Source organism: Kosakonia sp. Marseille-Q7440, assembly GCF_965119485.1.
Genome location: NZ_CBCPLT010000001.1, coordinates 2,572,396 through 2,592,843, shown reverse-complemented (window position 1 = coordinate 2,592,843; position 20,448 = coordinate 2,572,396). Strand labels below are relative to the sequence as shown.

23 protein-coding genes and 3 tRNA genes are annotated in these 20,448 nt (G+C 54.5%); 13 read left to right on the top strand and 13 right to left on the bottom strand.

Translation table 11 applies throughout. The annotated features are described in order from the left end of the window. Window positions 1-23: 23 nt before the first annotated feature. From ACWPW2_RS12145 to ACWPW2_RS12110, 8 genes are all read right to left on the bottom strand, one after another. Window positions 24-1,223: an acyl-CoA reductase gene (locus ACWPW2_RS12145; protein WP_454123208.1), complete on the bottom strand. Its 1,200-nt coding sequence runs from the start codon at window positions 1,221-1,223 to the stop codon at window positions 24-26. After that, window positions 1,207-2,292 (bottom strand): LuxE/PaaK family acyltransferase, encoded by a 1,086-nt coding sequence (locus tag ACWPW2_RS12140; RefSeq protein WP_454123206.1) that lies wholly within the window; start codon window positions 2,290-2,292, stop codon window positions 1,207-1,209. The genes ACWPW2_RS12145 and ACWPW2_RS12140 overlap by 17 nt, the downstream gene beginning before the upstream one ends. Beyond that, window positions 2,276-3,658: an AMP-binding protein gene (locus tag ACWPW2_RS12135; protein ID WP_454123204.1), complete on the bottom strand. Its 1,383-nt coding sequence runs from the start codon at window positions 3,656-3,658 to the stop codon at window positions 2,276-2,278. The genes ACWPW2_RS12140 and ACWPW2_RS12135 overlap by 17 nt, the downstream gene beginning before the upstream one ends. Further along, a complete protein-coding gene (locus ACWPW2_RS12130) occupies window positions 3,655-4,620 on the bottom strand; it encodes a transketolase family protein (protein ID WP_454123202.1) in 966 nt (321 codons plus the stop codon). The genes ACWPW2_RS12135 and ACWPW2_RS12130 overlap by 4 nt, the downstream gene beginning before the upstream one ends. Then, window positions 4,613-5,431: a transketolase gene (locus ACWPW2_RS12125; protein WP_454123200.1), complete on the bottom strand. Its 819-nt coding sequence runs from the start codon at window positions 5,429-5,431 to the stop codon at window positions 4,613-4,615. Before ACWPW2_RS12125 ends, ACWPW2_RS12130 begins: the two co-directional genes overlap by 8 nt. Next, window positions 5,428-6,171, bottom strand: a complete 744-nt coding sequence (locus ACWPW2_RS12120; RefSeq protein ID WP_023480103.1) for an SDR family NAD(P)-dependent oxidoreductase — start codon at window positions 6,169-6,171, stop codon at window positions 5,428-5,430. The genes ACWPW2_RS12125 and ACWPW2_RS12120 overlap by 4 nt, the downstream gene beginning before the upstream one ends. Window positions 6,172-6,239: 68 nt before the next feature. Then, window positions 6,240-6,482, bottom strand: coding sequence for a hypothetical protein (locus ACWPW2_RS12115; protein WP_023480037.1), 243 nt, complete (start codon window positions 6,480-6,482; stop codon window positions 6,240-6,242). 41 nt (window positions 6,483-6,523) lie between these two features. Beyond that, on the bottom strand, window positions 6,524-7,171 hold the full coding sequence (locus ACWPW2_RS12110) for an acetyltransferase (RefSeq protein WP_241175016.1): 648 nt from the start codon (window positions 7,169-7,171) through the stop codon (window positions 6,524-6,526). Between the two features lie 478 nt (window positions 7,172-7,649). Between ACWPW2_RS12110 and ACWPW2_RS12105 the strand changes: the two genes are divergently transcribed. From ACWPW2_RS12105 to sdiA, 7 genes are all read left to right on the top strand, one after another. Next, window positions 7,650-8,369, top strand: a complete 720-nt coding sequence (locus tag ACWPW2_RS12105) for an RNA polymerase sigma factor FliA (RefSeq protein ID WP_023480141.1) — start codon at window positions 7,650-7,652, stop codon at window positions 8,367-8,369. Window positions 8,370-8,431: 62 nt separating this feature from the next. Next, on the top strand, window positions 8,432-8,983 hold the full coding sequence (gene fliZ, locus ACWPW2_RS12100) for a flagella biosynthesis regulatory protein FliZ (RefSeq protein ID WP_023480107.1): 552 nt from the start codon (window positions 8,432-8,434) through the stop codon (window positions 8,981-8,983). Window positions 8,984-9,063: 80 nt separating this feature from the next. After that, entirely contained in the window at window positions 9,064-9,864 is an 801-nt protein-coding gene (gene tcyJ, locus ACWPW2_RS12095; RefSeq protein ID WP_124967959.1) for a cystine ABC transporter substrate-binding protein, read from the top strand. A 107-nt stretch (window positions 9,865-9,971) separates the two neighbouring features. Then, on the top strand, window positions 9,972-10,958 hold the full coding sequence (dcyD, locus tag ACWPW2_RS12090) for a D-cysteine desulfhydrase (RefSeq protein ID WP_454123196.1): 987 nt from the start codon (window positions 9,972-9,974) through the stop codon (window positions 10,956-10,958). 19 nt (window positions 10,959-10,977) lie between these two features. Continuing rightward, a complete protein-coding gene (tcyL, locus tag ACWPW2_RS12085; RefSeq protein ID WP_023480131.1) occupies window positions 10,978-11,646 on the top strand; it encodes a cystine ABC transporter permease in 669 nt (222 codons plus the stop codon). Continuing rightward, entirely contained in the window at window positions 11,643-12,395 is a 753-nt protein-coding gene (gene tcyN / locus ACWPW2_RS12080) for an L-cystine ABC transporter ATP-binding protein TcyN (RefSeq protein ID WP_454123194.1), read from the top strand. Before tcyL ends, tcyN begins: the two co-directional genes overlap by 4 nt. Before the next feature lie 269 nt (window positions 12,396-12,664). After that, window positions 12,665-13,387 carry a transcriptional regulator SdiA gene (gene sdiA / locus ACWPW2_RS12075; protein ID WP_023480115.1) on the top strand — a complete coding sequence of 241 codons (723 nt, stop codon included), beginning with the start codon at window positions 12,665-12,667 and terminating at the stop codon, window positions 13,385-13,387. A 65-nt stretch (window positions 13,388-13,452) separates the two neighbouring features. Here the strand turns inward: sdiA and ACWPW2_RS12070 are convergent, their stop codons facing one another. Together ACWPW2_RS12070 and ACWPW2_RS12065 are read right to left on the bottom strand one after the other, a co-directional pair. Next, window positions 13,453-13,677: a DUF2594 family protein gene (locus ACWPW2_RS12070; RefSeq protein WP_042712094.1), complete on the bottom strand. Its 225-nt coding sequence runs from the start codon at window positions 13,675-13,677 to the stop codon at window positions 13,453-13,455. Continuing rightward, entirely contained in the window at window positions 13,674-13,745 is a 72-nt protein-coding gene (locus tag ACWPW2_RS12065) for a hypothetical protein (protein ID WP_419978993.1), read from the bottom strand. Before ACWPW2_RS12065 ends, ACWPW2_RS12070 begins: the two co-directional genes overlap by 4 nt. 393 nt (window positions 13,746-14,138) lie before the next feature. Between ACWPW2_RS12065 and uvrY the strand changes: the two genes are divergently transcribed. The 6 genes from uvrY to ACWPW2_RS12035 all read left to right on the top strand — a co-directional run bounded on the left by uvrY (window position 14,139) and on the right by ACWPW2_RS12035 (window position 17,680). Then, the gene (gene uvrY / locus ACWPW2_RS12060) at window positions 14,139-14,795 is read left to right on the top strand and encodes a UvrY/SirA/GacA family response regulator transcription factor (RefSeq protein WP_042712093.1); all 657 of its coding nucleotides are present in this window, start codon (window positions 14,139-14,141) and stop codon (window positions 14,793-14,795) included. Beyond that, on the top strand, window positions 14,792-16,624 hold the full coding sequence (gene uvrC / locus ACWPW2_RS12055) for an excinuclease ABC subunit UvrC (protein WP_023480181.1): 1,833 nt from the start codon (window positions 14,792-14,794) through the stop codon (window positions 16,622-16,624). The genes uvrY and uvrC overlap by 4 nt, the downstream gene beginning before the upstream one ends. Window positions 16,625-16,680: 56 nt before the next feature. Continuing rightward, complete coding sequence (gene pgsA, locus ACWPW2_RS12050) at window positions 16,681-17,229, top strand: CDP-diacylglycerol--glycerol-3-phosphate 3-phosphatidyltransferase (RefSeq protein ID WP_187799225.1); 549 nt, start codon at window positions 16,681-16,683, stop codon at window positions 17,227-17,229. 148 nt (window positions 17,230-17,377) lie between these two features. Then, a tRNA-Gly gene (locus ACWPW2_RS12045) sits at window positions 17,378-17,453 on the top strand. A gap of 54 nt (window positions 17,454-17,507) precedes the next feature. Continuing rightward, window positions 17,508-17,581: transfer RNA gene (locus ACWPW2_RS12040), tRNA-Cys, on the top strand. A 12-nt stretch (window positions 17,582-17,593) separates the two neighbouring features. Then, a tRNA-Leu gene (locus ACWPW2_RS12035) sits at window positions 17,594-17,680 on the top strand. Between the two features lie 175 nt (window positions 17,681-17,855). On the opposite strand, the gene tyrP is transcribed toward ACWPW2_RS12035, so the two are convergent. The 3 genes from tyrP to yecR form a co-directional block, all read right to left on the bottom strand. After that, window positions 17,856-19,067 (bottom strand): tyrosine transporter TyrP, encoded by a 1,212-nt coding sequence (gene tyrP, locus ACWPW2_RS12030; protein WP_454123190.1) that lies wholly within the window; start codon window positions 19,065-19,067, stop codon window positions 17,856-17,858. 252 nt (window positions 19,068-19,319) lie between these two features. After that, entirely contained in the window at window positions 19,320-19,817 is a 498-nt protein-coding gene (ftnA, locus tag ACWPW2_RS12025; protein WP_124968023.1) for a non-heme ferritin, read from the bottom strand. 209 nt (window positions 19,818-20,026) lie between these two features. Continuing rightward, window positions 20,027-20,359 (bottom strand): YecR family lipoprotein, encoded by a 333-nt coding sequence (gene yecR, locus ACWPW2_RS12020; protein WP_023480136.1) that lies wholly within the window; start codon window positions 20,357-20,359, stop codon window positions 20,027-20,029. Window positions 20,360-20,448: the final 89 nt, after the last annotated feature.

The window sequence follows — 20,448 nt, the reverse complement described above, 5'->3', positions numbered from 1 at the left end:
GAATTAAAAAAGTAGAGCCGGGCTTAAATGCCGGCGGCAATGCGTCTGGTCAGCATCGCGACCAGATCATAGCCATCCCAGTGCAAAGTGAAGTCCAGCGTATGGCCAAACGGGACAATGCGATCAACCCCTTTCGGCCTGTGGGTGGCAAGCCACTGATCAACGCTCTCTTTCTCGACGCCGAACAGCGCCAGCGTTTGGCAACGTTCGCCGCAGATCGAGGTGATCTCATCCAGCGAAGCCGCCTCAAACTCCATGAAAAAACCGCAGTTGCCGCGCAGCGCCATGACCTCTTCTGTCAGTACCGGCAGGTCTATGCGAAGCAGTAAATTATCGTCGTCAGAGGCCTTTCTGACCCCCGGGTAGTGCGCCGCCAATTGATAAAGACGACTCAGCTTATCGACGGCCGCCACCGGCTCCAGGGTATAACGCGGTGCGGCGTAGTCGCGAAAGTGTTGCCAGAAGAGCGTCCGGGCGTGCGCTGCATCTTGCCCCAGCCACACCACCAGCGCAGGTGAGGAGCAGGCATTCTGATCGTTGAGCAGGGTATCGTTAAAGAACGCCTGCGCCAGCGCGGCTTTGTTCTCATGCGCCAGGTAGCGTTCGGCGTCAATCGCCGCCAGCGAGTAGCGATCGGCAAAGGCGATGTCGAGCGCACGCACCGGGAGCGGCGAGCGGCGAATCTGGGCGATGGTTTCATCCCCACCCCAGATAATCCGCGTATCGCACAGCGCCGAGAGCGCATCATTAATGGCTTGTTGACGCCCGTAGCGCAGCAGACAAATCCAGGGTGCAAGCGCCGGGTGTTCTGCCAGCGCGGCGGATAATAAGCGCACAATTATCGTCACCTGCGGGTGATCGCGCCCCGGTAAGCGCACGATATTGGCATTGCCGGTCAGCAACCCGCTAAACAGCGAATAGGCAAAATTCGCCGCGACATTGCCCGGTGCGATATGAAACGCCACGCCGCGACCAAAGCGCTGGGCGAGATCGCCGCTACTGGCGCGCATCTGCGCCAGCGACGCCGGTCGACACCAGAAGCCGAGGCTCACCACATCGGGCCACGCCTTCGCTTCGCTGTCTCGCAGCGTCAGGCGCGAAAAGGTGTGCAGAAATTCCAGCACCGGCGCGGCAAAGGGAGCAAACGGCGCCAGTGTCGGCATCGCCCGCAGCTGTGCTTCATCGCCAATGGCAAAGGTTATGCCGTCAAAATGTTGCTGCATACGTGTCGCTACACCCTCGTAATTCCGCTTTTTTCAGCCGGCCAAACAGGTGGAAATACTTCCCTTTGCGCCCGCAGGGGCAGTCATCTTCACCCAGCAGCACGCCCTCATCTTCCGTCAGCAGGGAGTGACCCGGATAGGACTCCGGGAGCAGGGAGAGCACCTGAACGATCCCGCGCTCTCCGACCGGCGCGCAGGAGAAATCGGCTGCGTTACGGATAATCACATCGGAGAAAATGGAGCTGTGCAGATGTCCCTCTTCGCACTGCATCGAAATAGAGCCGGTCTGCTCCACCATGCCGTAGTAATCATGCACCGCGGGCAGCCCGCAAACAGCCTGTAAACGACGGGCAAACTCAGCCGGTGAGACCGCTTCGTTTTGCAGCTTTTTCCAGCCGCCGCCATGGATCAGCAGCGCGTTATCCAGCGCCAGCCTCTTTCCGCTGGCCGCCAGCGCTTTATAAAAGTGCTGCCAGACCATAAAGGTGAAGCCAAACATCAGGATGCGCTTGCCGCGATGTTTTTCCAGGAACGCCTCGATCGCCGCAACATTCAGGTTCATCTCTTCATCCAGCGCCCATGCGCGATCGGCACCAAAGAGGGAGAAACCGAGAATGCCTGCGCCGCGCGCCGAGAAGTGCAGGCGATCTTTAAGCACCTCCGGCGAGTCGATAATCAGCATCGGCATCCGTCCGGCACCGGTAAAGTGGCTGACAATCTTTACCAGCGTTTTTTGCTGCATCGCCGCGGTGGTCTTATCGAGAAAAATGCGCGACACCTGCTGGCCGGTGGTGCCGGAAGAGGTCATGGTTTTCACCACCTCTTCATCCGCCACGCTTTTGAGCGTTAACGTTTTAAACAGCGAGACCGGCAGGAAAGGGATCTCTTCAGGCGCGTTAATTGCCTGCGGCGCGATACCTTGCGCATCCAGCATCTGGCGATAGGGCGCACAGTGCGCATAGTGATGGGCGGTCAACGCTTTCAGCCGCGCCAGCTGCATCGCGCGTTTTTCATCGCGCGCCAGCGAGTAGGGGGCGATGGCCAGCATCTCATCAAGAGTGAGGGACATGTTCTTTCAGCCTGTGATAGAGCGTCTTACCCGCCGGGTTTTTGGGAATGTCAGCCAGGATAATTGTCTGGAACGCGCTGGCATGCAGATGGCTTAACTGGGCGGCATACTGTTTCACCGCGGCGGCCAGCGACGTATCGGTAAGAAAGATACAGAGCAGATCGTCGCGTCCATCGCAGGCGAGGCTGACATCCGGGAAGGCGGTCTTTAACAGCGCTTCCATCTCATCCAGACCCACGCGGTTACCGAATATTTTCAAAAAACGCTTTTTGCGCCCGACAATGCGGTAGAAGCCCGCCTCATCAAAGGTGGCGATATCGCCGGTGTGCAACGTGCCGGCAAACCGATCGCCGAGCGCTAAATCTTCGCCACGTTCGGCGTAGCCCAGCGCCACGTTATCGCCGCGATAAATCAGTTCACCCTGTGTATTCGGCGTGGTGATGGGTTGGTTTGTCTCATCCAGCAACAGAAACTCGCCGCCCGGAATTGGTTTACCGATAAAGCCGTAACGCGCGTCGGCCTCTTCCGGCGGTAGCCAGGCCATACGCGAAGTCGCTTCTGCGGCACCGTACATAACGATAAAACGCTTTCCGCTCTGGCGGGCAAACTCGGTGTACTCCTGCTGCAACGCTGGCGAAAGCTTGCCCCCAGCCTGGGTCAGGGTGCGCAGATCCGGCAGATCCATGCGCATAAAACGCAGCTTACGCAGCATCTCCCAGGTGTAGGGCACCCCGGCGAAGGAGCTGGCGCGCGTCTCGCGGACAAAGTTCCACAGCTCGCGCTGCATCACGCTATGCCCCGTCAGGAGTAGGGTAGCGCCAGCATGTAAATGGCTGTTGATGATCGATAAGCCGTAGACATAGTTGATCGGCAGGCTTACCAGCCCGCGCTCATCGCCATCAATCTGTAAATAGTGCGCGATACTGGCGGCGTTGCTCTGCAAATTACGTTTACTCAGGCGCACCAGTTTCGGGCTGCCGGTCGAGCCGGAGGTCGACATTAGCAGCGCCAGATCGTCATGCAGCGGCCAGGGCGTGAGCCCGGTGGCCGTCAGCTGATAGCCCGTCTCCTGCGGTTGCCAGAGCAGTGCCGGGCGGTAGGTATCAATTAATTGTTGCGCCAGCGACTCATCAAGCGCGCTGTCGAGCAGCAGGGCGACCGCATCTGCTTGCAGGCAGGCGAGATAGCCAATTACCGCGTCGGCCTGGTTCTGGCAAAAGAGAAAAACCAGCGAGCGGGCGGGAAGCTTACCGGCCAGCGCATTAACTCTGGCAGTCAGCTCGCCATAGCTGAGTTGCTGCCCGCGATCGTCGATCAGCGCCAGCCGCGCAGCATCGTGTTGTTGCGTTTGCCAGAAGGGGATCATTGCAGTGCGTCCACAATCCGCTCGCACACCTGCCCGGCGGTCAGGCCGCTCTGCTCCAGCATCCAGCCGTAGTCGCCAGCGTGCGGATAACCCTGCGGGATGCCGACGATCATCTGTCGCGGCCGCTGCGCCTGATTAGCGATGCACTCCGCCACGGCGCTGCCAAGACCACCGATCACGCTGTGCTCTTCCAGCGTTACCAGTAATTTTTTCCCCAGCTGCGCGCTGATGGCGGCTTCATCCAGCGGCTTGATGGTGTGCATATCAATCACCGTGGCGGCAATGCCGCGTTCGGCTAATTGTGTGGCGCAGGTGAGGGCAACATGCACCATGCTGCCGGTGGCGATAAGCGCTATGTCTTCACCTTCGCGCAGGGTAATCGCTTTACCGGGGATCAGTTCAAAATCTTCTTTATAGACGATGGGCGCGCGCATACCGCCGGTAAGGCGGAGATAGACCGGGCCATCGTAGGCCAGCGCCGCCTGGGTCATCTTGACCGTGGCGGTGCAGTCTGCCGGGGAGAAAATGGCGATGTTGGAGACTGAGCGCAGCATTGCCAGCTCTTCGATACCGTGGTGCGTGGCACCAAACATGCCTGTCGCCAGACCTGAGGCCAGCCCGACCAGCTTAACGTTCTCCTGCATATAACCGAGGTTAAGGCGCACCTGTTCTGCCGCGCGCAGCGTCAGAAAGTTAGGAAACGAGGTGGCGAACGGCACAAAGCCGCTGGAAGCCAGACCTGCGGCGACGCCCACCAGGTTCTGTTCAGCGATGCCGGTATTAAAGAAGCGATCGGGATAGGTGGTGCTAAAACGATCGAGGCCCGAGGATTTACAGAGATCGCCGGAGAGCGCCACGATGCGCGGATCGTCGTGCGCCAGCTCAAGCAGCGTCATGCCAAAGGTGCCGCGCGAGCCGAGCATTGACCAGGAGCGGATAGCCGCAGATTTAAACTCAATCATCTTCGCCTCCGTGTAGCCCGGTAAGCGCGTCAGAGAGCTGCTGTGCCGAGACGCGGTTACGGTGAAACTCTTTACTGTTTTCCATAAACGACACCCCTTTGCCTTTAACCGTGTTGGCGATAATCACCTTCGGTTTACCGTTGTGCGGTGCGGCGAAGGCCGCTTGCAGTGCGTCAATATCGTGGCCATCACAGACAATGGTTTCCCAGCGGCAGGCGCGCCACAGCGCTTCCAGATCCATCTGCATCACCTCGGCGGTAAAACCATCGGATTGCAGGCCATTACGGTCAACGATCAGCGTCAGGTTATCGATCTTATGGTGCGCTGCCATAAATGCCCCTTCCCAGATAGCCCCCTCGTTGCACTCGCCGTCGCCGACCAGCACATAGGTGTGCCACGTTTCGCCGTTCAGACGGCGTCCAAGCGCCAGCCCGGTCGCGAAGGAGAGCCCCTGCGCCAGGCTGCCGCCGGAGAAGTCGATACCATATTCCGGGTGTTTGGTCGGGTGAACCTGCAGCACCGAGCCGTTGATCTCAAACTCATTGAGCTGCGCCTCGGTAATAATGCCGAATTCGCACAGCGTGGCGTACAGCCCCAGCGCCGCGTGGCCTTTACTGAGGATAAAAACATCCCGTTGCTTGCTGGTGATCTGCTGCGCATCGTAACGCATCACGCTGCCGTACAGCGTACTCAGGATGTCGGTCATCGACAGAGCAGGGGAGACATGCACGCCATCGCTCGGCGCGTGGTGTGCCACATTAACGATACGGCGACGGATGCGTCGCGCCGCGTTCTGAATTTTATGCGTCATTTGAGACCACCATCGACACGAATTGTTTGGCCTGTGATATAGCTCGAGAGATCGCTGGCGAGAAAAAGCGCTAGCTGGGCAATCTCAGAAGGGGAACCTGCCCGGCGCAGATCGGTGCGTTTTTTCGCCTCTTCTACCACTTCAGCGGGCATGGTTTGCAGCATATCTGTTTCGGTTATGCCGGGGGCAATGGCGTTAGCGCGGATGCCTTTTTCGCCCAGCTCCGCCGCTATCGATGCGGTCATGGCAACCAGCGCGGCTTTTGAAGCGCCATAGGCTGCTTTACCGGGATTGCCATCTTCCGCTGCCGTTGAGGCGATATTAATGATGCTGCCGCGCTGCTGGCGCAGCATGAGTTTTGAGATGTACTGCGTGAAGAGAAAAACAGAGAAAAAATTCACTTCAAATTGCGTACGTAACTGCGTCTCGCTGGTCATCTGAAAGAGGCTATTGCAGGCCACGCCAGCGTTATTGATAAGCGCATCAATGGGACGTTTATCCGCCATGATCTGCCTGACCGCTGTTTTCATCGCCGCGGTGTCGGTGATATCAAAGCCGAGTGGCCAGATATTAACCTGATGCAGGTCGGCAATCTCACTCATCTGGCCGGTAAACGCGTCATCAGCCTGTCGGGCATGGGCATAAATATTTGCCCCGTTCGCGGCGAAGAGTTTGACCATCTCCAGCCCCATCCCCCGGCGACAGCCAGTGATAATTACGTTTTTTCCTTGCATCAACATTTCTGGCTTCCTCAACGACCGATGCGTTAGCGACATGCGGGGTCTGGACGAATCAACGTGTCAACTGATTAGCTTTGCAGTTCAACATCATATTTTTTCAGGATCGCTTTGCCTTTTTCCCATGAGGAGAACTCAATGATGTCATCGGTATCCATCATGATTTCAAAAGCATCTTCCAGAGAGGCGATAAGGGTCATATGACCTACGGAGTCCCATGAGGGAGTATCCTGGTACTGATAGCCCGGCAGGATCTCTTCAGTAACCTCGAAGGTTTCAATAAAAATACGGTTATACGTTTCCAGATTGGACATCACGGTCTCCAGATGGCAGCAAGCTTGATGACTATTCAGGTTTACCTGAATACTTTTTTATCTTCATTTGCGCGCATGACGCGCGCCGGATTCCCCAGTGCAATTACCGAGGAGCCAATATCATTAAAAACAATCGCGCCCATACTGATGATGGTATCGTCGCCGATAGTTGTCGTTTCCCGGATAGCCGCATTGAGGCCGATGTAGGTGCGGGTACCAATCAGGCAGTTGCCGCCGAGATTGGCGTACGCGGAGATCACGCTATCGTCACCAATCACACAATCATGGCCGACGTTGCAGTTAGGCTGCAGATAGACATTTTTACCGATGGTACAGTCGCAGGAGACATAGGCGCGATCGCAGACGATCGTCCCTTCGCCGAAGGTGACATCATCACTGACGCGCGCCAGAGGATGGATCAGCGTCGCCAGTCGGAATCCTGCATTCAGGGCTTTTTGCGCCATTTGATGACGCACATTAGGCTCGCCCACGCCGACAACCACCTCATACTCCTCGGGCGAGATCTCCTGCAGTGTGACGACAGGTTGGCCCTTTAACTGGCGATGTGGATCAATATCATCAATAAAGCAGACGCCGCTCCAGCGTGATTCGGCTGCATTGAGCTGTTTGACCAACTCATACACTTCTCTGCCGAGACCACCTGCGCCATAGATTGCCAGTTTCATCATATCCTCGAGATGCGGTATTGCCGGGCGATGATTTGGCGAACAATGCGTCACGCTGTCGCGTTCGCTCGCGCGCAAAGAGTAATAGCCCGGATCAGGGCTTTAATGTAAATGAGCGGAGGGGGGAGTCAGGGGAGGAATAACCATCATTTTTCCTCGCTTATCAACGGATAGGGCAGGGTGAAAAAACGCGATTTTATGAATAATTTCATTTAAGTCAGCGGCTTTGGCTGATGACTTAGTAAAAACAGGCATATCGCTGAATGGTTTTGTGCCATGAGGGAAAAATTTTTTATATGCGCAAGCGCTTCTATTATCTCCTTGATAGATTGGATTTTTCTTCAAGGGAGGTAGGTTTTAAAGGGCGAAATTTCTCTATTGGTGTAAATAACCTGCCATTTCACCCACTATTCATCCGATTAAAACAACTATAGAAACGGATAATTACGCCGATAACTCAATTAACGCAGGGCCGTTTATCGTGAATTCACTCTATACCGCTGATGGTGTAATGGATAAACACTCGCTGTGGCAACGTTATGTTCCTCTAGTGCGTCATGAAGCATTGCGCCTGCAGGTGCGTTTGCCAGCAAGTGTGGAACTGGACGACCTGCTACAGGCGGGCGGCATCGGTCTATTGAATGCAGTAGATCGTTATGACGCTCTGCAAGGAACGGCATTTACCACTTACGCAGTACAGCGTATTCGTGGGGCTATGTTGGACGAGTTGCGCAGCCGCGATTGGGTGCCACGCAGTGTCCGACGTAATGCCCGCGAAGTGGCGCAGGCAATGGGGCAACTAGAGCAAGAGCTGGGACGTAACGCGTCGGAAACTGAAGTGGCGCAGCGTCTTGGTATTCCCGTTGAGGAGTACCGTCAGATGTTGCTTGATACGAACAATAGCCAGCTTTTCTCCTATGACGAATGGCGGGAAGAGCACGGCGACAGTATCGAGCTGGTGACGGAAGATCATCAACAGGAAAACCCGTTATTCCAGTTAATGGAGAGTAATTTACGCCACCGGGTGATGGAAGCGATTGAGTCGCTGCCCGAGCGTGAACAACTTGTCCTGACGCTGTACTACCAGGAGGAGCTGAATCTCAAAGAGATCGGTGCCGTACTGGAAGTCGGGGAATCGCGTGTCAGCCAGCTCCATAGCCAGGCCATTAAGCGCTTACGTACCAAGCTGGGTAAGTTATAGGTTGGTGATACTGCATCGCCCCTGGTAAATGCCGAACAACGCATTGACAACCAGGAGTTATCATGACGGTGCAGCAATCGAAAAGACGGCCATTAAGCCGCTACCTGAAAGACTTTAAACACAGCCAAACGCATTGTGCTCACTGCCACAAACTGCTCGACCGCATCACACTGGTACGCCGCGGCGAGATCGTCAACAAAATTGCGATTTCGCGGCTGGACATGCTGCTGGATGAAGCCGCGTGGCTACAAGAGCAAAAAGAGTGGGTTGCACTCTGTCGCTTTTGTGGCGATCTGCACTGCAAAGAGCAGAGCGACTTCTTCGATATCATCGGCTTTAAACAATACCTTTTCGAACAGACTGAGATGAGCCACGGTACGGTGCGCGAATATGTCGTGCGTCTTCGCCGCCTCGGCAACCATCTCACTGAACTGAATATCTCCCGCCAACTGCTGGAAGAGGGGTTCCTTGATGAGAACCTCGAACCCTGGCTACCTGCGACCAGCACCAACAATTACCGCATCGCTTTGCGCAAATATGCCCAGTTTAAAACCCAACAACGCTTTACTGGCGCGCAAAAGATCGCTGTCGGCGCGACATCTGATATATATTAAAAAAGAATGTGTTATCAGGCCGCGGCTGGGCTTCACGCTCAGACGCGGCGCGCTATAGCGAATCTCTTAGTGGGGGAAGAATGAAACTAGCACTTTTGGGTCGTCAGGCATTGATGGGTGTTATGGCTGTCGCGCTGGTGGCCGGTATGAGCGTCAAAACCTTTGCCGCAGAAAATCTGCTGAATAAAGTCAAAGAGCGCGGCACATTATTAGTTGGGCTGGAGGGCACCTATCCGCCGTTCAGCTTTCAGGGTGATGATGGCAAGCTGACCGGGTTTGAAGTGGAGTTCGCCGAAGCACTGGCGCAGCATCTGGGCGTAAAAGCGTCGCTGAAGCCCACAAAATGGGACGGCATGCTGGCCTCGCTGGACTCAAAGCGCATCGACGTGGTGATAAACCAGGTGACCATCTCCGACGAGCGCAAGAAAAAGTATGACTTCTCGACGCCTTACACCGTTTCCGGTATTCAGGCGCTGGTGAAAAAAGGCAATGAAGGCAGCATCAAAACGCCTGCCGATCTGAAAGGTAAGAAAGTCGGCGTCGGTCTTGGCACCAACTACGAAGAGTGGCTGCGCAAAAACGTGCAGGGTGTCGATATTCGTACCTACGATGATGACCCGACCAAGTACCAGGATCTGCGCGTAGGCCGTATTGATGCCATTCTGGTCGACCGCCTGGCGGCGCTGGATCTGGTGAAGAAAACCAAAGATACGCTGGCGGTCGCCGGTGATGCCTTCTCCCGTCAGGAGTCTGGCGTGGCGGTGCGCAAAGGTAATGATGACCTGCTGAAAGCGATCGATGCGGCCATTGCCGAGATGCAGAAAGATGGCACCATGAAGGCGCTGTCAGAAAAATGGTTTGGCGCAGATGTAACGAAGTAATCGTGCTCTGCTAAAAAAAGGCGCTTAATCAAGCGCCTTTTTTATTGCGGCGGATATTTCCGTGCATAATAAAACCATTACGTATCTTTGCGGCTTCAGGAGGTTATATGCCCTTACACAATTTAACCCGCTTTCCCCGCCTCGAGTTTATCGGCGCGCCGACGCCGCTCGACTATTTGCCGCGCTTATCGGATTACGTTGGACGCGACATCTATATCAAACGCGATGATGTGACGCCGCTGGCAATGGGCGGCAACAAGCTGCGCAAGCTGGAGTTTCTTGCCGCCGATGCGCTGCGCGAAGGGGCCGATACGCTGGTTACCGCCGGCGCGATCCAGTCCAACCACGTGCGCCAGACGGCGGCGGTTGCGGCGAAGCTCGGCCTGCACTGCGTCGCGCTGCTGGAAAACCCGACCGGCACTCGTGCGGAAAACTACCTCACCAATGGCAACCGCCTGCTGCTCGATCTCTTTAACGCGCAGATTGAGATGTGCGACGCACTTACCGATCCCGCAGCCCAACTTAGCGAACTGGCAACACGCATTGAAGCGCAGGGTTTTCGCCCCTATGTTGTGCCGGTGGGCGGCTCTAACGCGCTGGGGGCGATGGGCTACGTCGAGAGCGCGCTGGAGATCGCACAACAGTGTGAAGGCGTGCTCGGTCTCTCGTCGGTGGTGGTCGCTTCAGGCAGCGCCGGTACCCATGCCGGGCTAGCGGTGGGGCTTGAACAGCTGATGCCGGACGTAGAGCTGATTGGCGTTACCGTCTCGCGCAGCGTTGCGGAGCAAAAACCGAAGGTGGTGACGCTGCAACAGGAGATTGCCCGTCAGCTTGAGCTGCAAGCACAGGCGGATATCCAGCTGTGGGATGACTACTACGCGCCGGGCTACGGGCTGCCGAATGATGAAGGGATGGAAGCGGTGAAACTGCTGGCGCGCCTTGAAGGGATCCTGCTCGATCCGGTTTATACCGGCAAAGCGATGGCCGGTCTGCTTGATGGCATTGAGCAGAAGCGCTTTAAAGATAACGGCCCTGTTTTGTTTGTGCATACGGGCGGCGCCCCGGCGCTCTTTGCCTACCATCCTCACCTTTAACGCAGGCAGAAAAACCATAATGCAAGAGAGCCTACAACTCGTTATCGACTCCGCCCCCTATTTGCTAAAGGGCGCGGTCTTCACGCTACAGCTCAGTATCGGCGGCATGTTTTTTGGCCTGCTGCTCGGCTTTTTACTGGCGCTGATGCGCATGTCGAAGCTGCTGCCGCTGCGCTGGCTGGCGCGTTTCTATATCTCTATATTTCGCGGTACGCCGCTTATCGCCCAGCTGTTTATGATCTACTACGGTCTGCCGCAGTTCGGTATCGAACTCGATCCGATCCCGTCGGCGATGATTGGCCTGTCGCTCAATACGGCGGCCTACGCGGCAGAAACCCTGCGGGCGGCGATCTCGTCAATCGATAAAGGGCAGTGGGAAGCGGCGGCCAGTATCGGCATGACGCCGTGGCAAACTCTGCGCCGCGCCATTCTGCCGCAGGCGGCGCGCGTGGCGCTGCCACCGCTCAGTAACAGCTTTATCAGCCTGGTGAAAGACACCTCGCTGGCGGCAACTATTCAGGTGCCGGAGCTGTTTCGCCAGGCGCAGCTTATCACCTCGCGCACGCTGGAGGTCTTCACCATGTATCTGGCGGCATCGCTCATTTACTGGGTGATGGCGACGGTGCTCTCGACGCTGCAAAACTACTTTGAAAACCAGCTTAACCGGCAGGAGCAGGATCCGAAATGAGCGCAATCGATGTAAAAAACCTGGTGAAGAAGTTCCAGGGGCAGACGGTGCTGCACGGTATCGATCTGCAGGTGGAAGAGGGCGAAGTGGTAGCGATCATCGGCCCGAGCGGTTCGGGGAAAACTACGCTGCTGCGCAGTATTAACCTGCTTGAGCAGCCGGAGAGCGGCTCTATTCGTGTGGGGAATATCACCATTGACGCCACCCGCTCTGTTGGCCAGCAGAAAAGTGCCATCCGCGAACTGCGGCAGCATGTCGGTTTTGTCTTCCAGAACTTCAACCTCTTTCCCCACCGCACGGTGCTGGAAAACATTATTGAAGGCCCGGTGATTGTTAAGGGCGAACCGAAAGAGGAGGCGCTGGCACGGGCGCGTGAACTGTTAGCGAAAGTGGGGCTGAGCGGGAAAGAGAACAGCTATCCGCGCCGTTTATCCGGTGGTCAGCAGCAGCGCGTGGCAATAGCCCGCGCGCTGGCGATGCGCCCGGATGTGATCCTCTTTGACGAACCTACCTCGGCGCTTGATCCAGAACTGGTGGGCGAAGTGTTAAACACTATTCGTCAACTGGCACAGGAGCGACGCACCATGGTGATCGTTACCCATGAGATGAGCTTTGCCCGCGATGTCGCGGATCGGGCGATTTTTATGGATCAGGGGCGCATTGTAGAGCAGGGTGCGGCGAAAACGCTGTTTGCCCAGCCAAAGCAGGCGCGCACGCAGCAGTTCCTTGAAAAATTCCTCACCCAGTAAAGCAGATCGCGCGATTCAGCAGTGCCGGGCGCTGAATCGCGACGATTTTACTTAAAGCCTTTATTAAAGTAACCAATTAGCCCACCTATGCCAGGGAAATAATGTTGTCTTTTGCGCCTTATTTCCCGCCATTCGCCGTGCTTTAATTCGGCAATAAAGTGAACTCCTTACCAATTATCCCGATATTTTATATTTATAATTAAGTTTTATGTGTTAGCTTATTGTATACAAAAATATGATTAATAAGTGCAGGGGTATTACCGGTCGGTATGCAGCAAAAAGATTTTTTAACCTGGCGTCGTGAAATGATTTCGCGTTTTCAGGAAATGACTGTGGCACAGGACGTTTATACGGAGATCCAGCAGCAGACACAGCTACTGGAGTTTGATTATTACTCGCTTTGCGTGCGGCATCCGGTGCCTTTCACCCGGCCGAAGCTGAGCGTGGAAACCTCATATCCGCCTGGATGGATGGAGCACTATCAGGCAGAGAATTACTTCGCTGTCGATCCGGTGCTGAAGCCTGAAAACTTCATCCAGGGACACTTGCCGTGGAACGATAAACTCTTTCATGATGCGATGACATTGTGGGATGCCGCACGCGACCACGGCCTGCGCAAAGGGGTTTCGCAGTGTTTAATGCTGCCTAACCATGCGCTCGGCTTTCTGTCCGTCTCGCGTTCCAGCCTGTTTGGCAAGACGATGGCCGATGATGAAATAGAGTTGCGTTTACAAACGCTGGTGCAGTTGAGCCTGCTGGCACTGACGCGCCTGGCGGACCATACGGTGATGACACCGGAGATGAAATTCAGTAAACGCGAGCGCGAAATTCTGAAGTGGACGGCAGAGGGGAAAACCTCGGCGGAAATAGCGATGATTCTCTCTATCTCCGAAAACACGGTCAATTTCCACCAGAAGAATATGCAGAAGAAATTTAACGCGCCGAATAAAACGCAAATTGCCTGCTATGCGGCGGCAACGGGAATAATTTAATAGAGTATGCGACGGAAGTCGCAAAGTGATTCCGGCTGTCAGAGCGCCTGACAGCCGGCGAGTAATTACTGGCGGTAAGCTTGTTTAATTTGCTTAACGGTGCTGGAAAATACGTCGGCCTGAGCTTCATCTTCCATCTGTGCAATTAATCTTTCCATTTTAATAATGACGCGGCCTGCATCAGCCTGGCCCATCGCTTGCAGCATCAGGGTAATCATCGACTTCAGGCAAGCGACTTCCTGCGCCAGTTCTTTTGCGTTTTCGGCGGTAGTGAAATCAGGTGTGCTCAATTTATTTTCCTCATTACATTGTCACGGACTTTCGCGACGATTGCTGTTAAGGCCGCGAAGTATACCACAAGGCTTATAAAAAAAAGCAGTGGTTGTTTTTTCACCGCTATAGAAAGTAATTGATTGAGGTCTGGTTGAAAATTAAGGCTGTTATATTGTTGCACATCAAATATATGTTTAGCGCGCGTTAAGCGTGGTTAATTGCTGTAACAACTCTATTAGGGTAATTTCTTCTGCATAATCCTGCGTATTTTGCTAACTTTCTGAAAAGAAAGAAATTATGATTTTACCGCTTCGTTTTTTATATTGAAAAAAGTTTCCAGCTTATGTACAACTTCATTTCCAAAAACGAGAACAAAATTGGCGTTCGTTGTTTTTTTGCCTTTCATTATGGGCTAAAAAAAAGCTAATATATGCCGAATTAGTTTTCGCAGCGTTATCCCTTTTCCGGAGATACTCCTTTGATCAACGTACTACTTGTTGATGACCATGAACTGGTGCGCGCAGGGATACGACGCATTCTCGAAGATATTAAGGGCATAAAAGTGACGGGTGAGGTCAACTGCGGTGAAGACGCCATTAAATGGTGTCGTACCAATGCGGTTGATGTTGTTCTCATGGATATGAATATGCCCGGTATCGGCGGCCTTGAAGCGACGCGTAAAATCGCGCGCGGCAGTGCCGACACAAAAGTCATCATGCTTACCGTTCACACCGAAAACCCCTTGCCCGCCAAAGTAATGCAGGCTGGCGCTGCGGGTTATCTCACTAAAGGCGCTGCGCCGCAGGACGTGGTTAACGCCATTCGCTGCGTTCACTCAGGCCAACGCTATATCGCTTCTGACATTGCACAACAGATGGCGCTTAGCCAAATCGAGCCAGAAAAGACAGATTCACCGTTCGACAGTTTGTCGGAACGTGAATTGCAGATTATGCTGATGATCACAAAGGGCCAGAAGGTCAATGAGATCTCAGAGCAGCTGCATCTGAGCCCGAAAACGGTGAACAGCTATCGCTATCGGATGTTCAGTAAATTGAACATTCACGGTGACGTCGAACTGACGCACCTCGCCATTCGCCATGGTTTGTGCAATGCGGAGACGTTAATAAGTCAGTGACTGAAGTTTTTGATTCCAGAGCCTTTCTGAAAACGGTAACCAGTAAGCCCGGTGTCTATCGCATGTATGACACCGGCGGTACCGTTATCTATGTCGGTAAAGCAAAAGACCTGAAAAAACGTCTTTCCAGCTACTTCCGCAGCAATCTTGCCTCGCGCAAAACCGAAGCGCTGGTCGCGCAGATCCAACAGATCGACGTGACCGTCACGCACACGGAGACCGAAGCGCTGCTGCTGGAGCACAACTACATCAAGCTTTACCAGCCTCGCTACAACGTTCTGCTCAGGGACGATAAATCTTATCCGTTTATCTTCCTCAGCAACGACACGCACCCTCGTCTGGCAACCCATCGCGGCGCGAAGCATGCGAAAGGGGAGTATTTCGGCCCCTTCCCGAACGGCTATGCGGTGCGGGAAACGCTGGCGTTGTTGCAAAAAATCTTCCCTGTTCGCCAGTGCGAAAACAGCGTCTATCGCAACCGCTCTCGTCCGTGCCTGCAATACCAGATTGGCCGCTGCCTTGGCCCGTGCGTCGAGGGGCTGGTGAGCGAAGAGGAGTACGCGCAACAGGTTGACTACGTGCGGCTGTTCCTCGCTGGTAAAGACGATCAGGTGCTGACCCAGCTTATCGCGCGAATGGAGAAAGCCAGCCAGGCGCTCGATTTTGAAGAAGCTGCGCGCGTGCGCGATCAAATCCAGGCAGTACGCCGCGTAACGGAGAAACAGTTCGTTTCCAATAATGGCGACGATCTGGATGTTATTGGCGTGGCGTTTGATGCTGGCATGGCCTGCGTCCATGTGCTGTTTATCCGCCAGGGCAAGGTTCTCGGCAGCCGCAGCTACTACCCGAAAGTGCCGGGCGGCACCGAGCTTGGCGAAGTGGTCGAAACCTTTGTCGGCCAGTTTTATCTGCAGGGCAGCCAGATGCGCACGCTGCCGGGCGAAATCCTGCTCGACTTTGACCTTACCGATAAAACCCTGCTGGGTGATTCCCTCTCAGAACTGGCCGGGCGTAAAGTTAATGTGCAGACCAAACCGCGTGGCGATCGCGCCCGTTATCTGAAGCTGGCGCGCACCAATGCCGCGACGGCGCTCAGTACTAAGCTTTCTCAGCAGTCGACCGTCCACCAGCGGCTTGCCGCGCTGGCGAGCGTGCTGAATCTGCCTGCGGTCAAACGCATGGAGTGCTTCGATATCAGCCATACTATGGGCGAGCAGACGGTCGCCTCCTGCGTGGTATTTGACCCCAACGGGCCGGTGCGCGCCGAGTATCGCCGCTATAACATCACCGGCATTACGCCGGGCGATGACTACGCGGCGATGAATCAGGTGCTGCGCCGCCGCTATGGTAAAGCCATTGAAGAGGACAAGATCCCTGATGTGATCCTGATTGACGGCGGTAAAGGGCAACTGGGTCAGGCGAAAACCGTATTTGCCGAGCTGGATGTGCCGTGGGATAAACATAAGCCGCTGCTGCTGGGCGTAGCGAAGGGCGCAGATCGCAAAGCCGGTTTAGAGACGCTCTTTTTCGAGCCGGAAGGGGAGGGGTTCAGCCTGCCGCCGGATTCACCCGCGCTGCATGTGATTCAGCATATTCGCGATGAATCGCACGATCACGCCATTAGCGGACACCGTAAAAAACGGGCGAAGGTGAAGAACACCAGTTCGCTCGAAACCATCGAAGGGGTGGGGCCGAAACGTCGGCAGATGCTGCTGAAATATATGGGCGGTCTGCAAGGGTTACAGAACGCCAGCATTGAGGAAATTGCGAAAGTGCCGGGCATCTCGCAAGGTCTGGCAGAAAAGATCTTCTACTCGTTGAAACATTAGGGGCTCTGTAGCAACATAGAGCGAAATTTTACGGACAACAGACAGTTAACGCCAACATGCGATTCAATATTCCTACGTTGCTCACCCTTTTTCGCGTCATCCTGATCCCGTTTTTCGTTCTGGCGTTCTATCTGCCGTTCCACTGGGCGCCGTTTGTCTGCGCCCTTATTTTTTGCTGCGCGGCGGTAACTGACTGGTTTGATGGTTATCTGGCGCGTCGCTGGAACCAGAGCACGCGCTTTGGCGCCTTTCTCGATCCGGTGGCCGATAAGGTGCTGGTCGGGATCGCGATGGTGCTGGTGGCGGAGCACTATCACAGCTGGTGGGTGACGCTGCCTGCGGCAACGATGATTGCCCGTGAAATTATCATCTCCGCCCTGCGGGAGTGGATGGCAGAGATGGGCAAGCGTAGCCGTGTGGCGGTCTCCTGGATTGGTAAAGTCAAAACCACGGCGCAGATGGTGGCGCTGGTGTGGCTGCTGTGGCGGCCGAACCAGTGGGTTGAGTACGCCGGCATTGCGCTCTTCTTTGTCGCCGCAGTGCTGACGCTGTGGTCGATGCTGCAATATCTCAACGCTGCGCGCGGCGATCTGCTCGAACCGTGATCGTTTCGTCGCAAATTTCAGCAAACGATCGTGCTTTTGAAAAATATCGTTGACTCATTGCGTCAGGTAAGTAGAATGCAACGCATCGGAAGGCGGCACAGCTTGCCAGAAGATAATAAAATCAAGCGATTACAACACGCTTGATGACGCGGGAATAGCTCAGTTGGTAGAGCACGACCTTGCCAAGGTCGGGGTCGCGAGTTCGAGTCTCGTTTCCCGCTCCAGATTTACGCATCGGCTGTTACAGCGGGTGCTGGCTGAAAAGCCTGAAGGATTTTGGCGCGTTAGCAAAGCGGTTATGTAGCGGATTGCAAATCCGTCTAGTCCGGTTCGACTCCGGAACGCGCCTCCAATTTCTTCCCGAGCCCGGATGGTGGAATCGGTAGACACAAGGGATTTAAAATCCCTCGGCGTTCGCGCTGTGCGGGTTCAAGTCCCGCTCCGGGTACCATGGGGAAAAAGCAGAATAATCAAAGCAATAAGCAGTGTCGTGAAACCACCGAAAGGTGGTTTTTTTGTGCCTGAAATCTGGCTTCGTCAGGCTTTCGCCATTAGGCTCCGCCATAAAAAAGGCCGCCAGCTGGCGACCTTTCTACTCTCGGGTTAAAACCCGCAGGCTTTCGTAGTTAACCCACTTCCGGCAGCCATCCTGCCACAATCAAAAACTGAATAGTAATAATGGCGATACCGCAGGCGAAGATCAGGCACAGCGCCGGTTTCCCGCCGAGTACGCGATAACAGCTTTGCGGATGATGTTTGCGGCTCTGCCACGCCAGCATCGACGGCAACAGCAGGGCTAATACCGCAAGCGCAACGCCTGCGTAACCGAGCGCCATCACAAAACCGCGCGGGTAGAAGAGGGCAAACGCCAGCGGCGGCAGAAAGGTGATGATGCCCGTTTGCAAACGGCCGCTGACACTATTGAGGCGACGGAACAGATCGGCGAGGTAATCAAACAGGCCCAGCGAGACGCCGAGGAATGAGGTAGCCAGCGCCAGATCGGCAAAGAGGTGGATCGCCAGTTCGACATGTGCAGAGGCGACGACATCGCGCAGCGCCAGCAACAAGCCATTAAGCCCTGACTGGCTGGCAAGCAGGCCCATAAAGGTATGAGAGTCGATGCTGCCAAGGGTCGCCAGCTGCCAGAAGATATACGCCACCAGCGGAATAGCGCTACCGGTAATAAACACTTTGCGCAGCTGGCGAATGTTGCCGCCCATATAGCTGACAATGCTCGGCACGCTGCCGTGAAAACCGAACGAGGTAAAAATCACCGGCAGCGCTGAGAGCGCCAGCCCTTTTTCCAGCGGCATAGTCAGCAGGTTAGCCTGATGAACATGCGGCATTAACAATGCCAGCATAACCACCAAAAAGAGGATTTTGGCGCTGAAGAGAAAACGGTTGAAGAGATCGACCAGCGAGGTGCCAATGCAGACAACGCCGCCAGCCACCAGCGTAAAGATCAGCACGCCCGCGCTCGACGAGAGCGAAACGTTAAACCACTCGCTGATACTTGAAGCAAGCAACTCGCCAGCACCGCTGATATAGGCAGCCGTCAGCGCGTACATCAGAAACATCATACTGAAGCCGGTGATCCACTGACCGTAACGACCCAGATAGCGCTGCGCCAGCGAGCCCAGCCCGGTCTCAGCCGGAACATGCTGATAGACTTCAAGCAGCAGCAGGGCGGTATAACACATCACTGCCCATAAGATGAAAAGCAGCCCCAGCGTCGTTGCAAACCCTACGCCCGCTGCTGCCAGCGGCATCGCCAGCATGCCCGCACCAATGGTGGTGCCAGCGACAATAAATACACTTCCAAGTGCCCGATTTTTCACACTTTCCTCTATTTCTGAACTCACTGCACACGCAATACGCGGCGCAGAGTAAGATAATTCCACCGTTTCGTCAAATGACCGTTACATCTGTTGTAATCTTTTGTTTACGCTTTATCGTGCGGACGAAAAAGAGCAACCACCGCTGGTGTTAAGTGCGGAATCAGGCATTTTGTGACAGAGGATAATCAGAGAGTAGTGTTGTGGAGCAGAAAGAAAAAAGGCAGTACAGAATTAACTGCACCGCCCTTATTATTAATTTTGTGCGTCGAGGGTCGCCAGCTCTTTATCAATAAAGTAGAGGCCTTCACCACTTTTACCCGCCAGCGTTAATTTATCAATTACCGATTTAAAGAGTTTCTCTTCTTCATGCTGCTCGGCAACATACCACTGCAGGAAATTAAAGGTCGGATAATCCTGCGACATCATTGCAACGTGCGCCAGCTCATTAATTTTTTGCGTAATATGCTGCTCATGTTGGTAAGTCGCGCGGAACAGTTCATCAAGGGAGGCATACTCTGCGACCGGTGAAGCAATATTCGCGATGCGCGGCAGGCTGCCTGTGTCCGTCAGGTAGTCGAACAGGCGCTGCATATGGGTCATCTCTTCCTGCGCGTGGCGGCGCAGAAACGCGGCGGCGCCTTCAAAACTGTGGTAGCTGCACCATGCGCTCATCTGTTGATAGAGCAGGGAGGAGAAGAGTTCCAGATTCATCTGTTCGTTGAGTTTTTCGATCATCTCTGCTTTTAACATCGCACGGCTCCGGAATTAAAAAAATAACAGGGGAAAGTGCCGCCACTATAATTTGTTATTTAATTATTTGCAAAAGGTAAAATAATAAAGCGTTTGATTAATAAAGAGAATGCGAATAACACGCATTGCCGGAGGAATATGTAAATGAATGAGAATTGTTTTGATTATTAATAAAAGAAAAAGCCAGCAATAATAGCTGGCTTAAGAATTTACCAGGCCGCGCGGTTGGGGTCGATAGCGATACCGCGACACTGATATTGAATGGTGATTTTGGTGTTCATGCAGCCCGAACCGCTGATCAAACTACAGGTCTGCACAGGCTGACCAAATGCCACGGCGGTAGCGTAACCCAACTGCTGGCACTGTTTGTTGGCGGTGCCCTGTGCGACATACTCATCATAACGCGCGGTCTGCATCATCTGCTGATTAAAGCTCAGACGCACCACGCCGCTGGTGGTGTCCACACTGCTCACTTCTGCTTCTTTGGTGATGGTGCACCCGGCAAGGAGTAACAGCGTGGCGGCAATAACGACTCTCTTCATGACGTTGCTCTGCTTCATTTTTTGCATCTTCTCATCTTAATCGCGCCCTTTGTGCGGCAATCGACGGAATAACCCCCCGAACACCCTCT